The organism is Micromonospora echinofusca, assembly GCF_017614955.1.
GTDB classification, from domain to species: Bacteria; Actinomycetota; Actinomycetes; order Mycobacteriales; family Micromonosporaceae; genus Micromonospora; species Micromonospora echinofusca_A.
In genome coordinates this window covers 1-1070 of the sequence record NZ_WVUH01000678.1, presented here as the reverse complement: position 1 = coordinate 1070, position 1070 = coordinate 1, and the positions used below count along the sequence as shown (strand labels likewise).

General features: G+C 72.8%; 1 protein-coding gene. It reads left to right on the top strand.

All coding sequences use genetic code 11. From position 1 onward, the window contains the following. Positions 1 to 1070: N,N-dimethylformamidase beta subunit family domain-containing protein (locus GSF22_RS33825; RefSeq protein WP_208817949.1), on the top strand; the 1070-nt coding region annotated here is incomplete at both ends.

The following is a 1070-nucleotide window of genomic DNA, read 5'->3' as shown; positions in this document are numbered from 1 at the left end:
CCCCTGATGTCCCCCATCCCCCGTCGTTCGGCTCTCGGCATCCTCACCGTCGGTGTCTCCGCGGCAGCGGTCAGCGCGTTCGCCGCCACCGCCCCCAGCGGCCAGGCGATCCACGCCGGCCTGCCGAAGCCGACCCGGACACCCGAGGCGCCGTCCCGGGGCGACGTGGTACCCGTGGAGAACCGGCTGCTGGGCTCCCCGACCTGGCGTCCCGGGGCCGGTGGCACCCGCGCCGCCGACGACCGGGGCGGGCAGATCCAGGGGTACGCCTCGACGACCAGCGCGGCGGCGGGGGAGACCGTCGACTTCCACGTCAGCGTCAACCCGGTGGAGCAGTTCAGCGTCACCGTGCACCGGCTCGGCTGGTACGGCGGGGCGACCGCGCGCCCGGTGCTGACCAGCCCCACCATGGCCGGGGTGCCCCGGCCGGTGCCGGTGGCCGACCCGGAGACCGGGCTGCTCGACTGCCGCTGGCCGGTGAGCTGGAGCCTGCGGGTACCGGACGACTGGCTGTCCGGGCTGTACGTGGCGGTCTTCACCACCACCTCCGGCTGGCGGTCCTGCACCCCGTTCGTGGTCCGCGACGACCGGCACCGGGCGGACTTCCTGGTGGTACTGCCCTTCTCCACGTACCAGGCGTACAACCTGTGGCCGCTGGACGGGCGGACCGGCAAGAGCCTCTACTACGGGTACGCCGCCGCGGGCCGCCCCGGCGTCGACGGCACCGACAGGGACCTGGTCTACGACACGCGGGCGGTGCAGGTCTCCTTCGACCGGCCGTACTCCGGTGACGGGCAGGCCAAACACATGGACCGCGACCACGACGCGATCCAGTTCCTGGAGCGCCAGGGCTACGACGTCACGTACGCCTCGACCGTGGACCTGCACACCGGCCGGATCGACCCGGCCCGCTACCACGGGATCGTCTTCGTCGGCCACGACGAGTACTGGTCGGCGGCGATGCGGCAGGTGGCCACGAAAGCCGTCGAACAGGGCACCGGCCTGGCCTTCCTCACCGCCAACAACGTCTACTGGCAGATGCGGATGGCGGCCGCCGCCGACCAGTACTC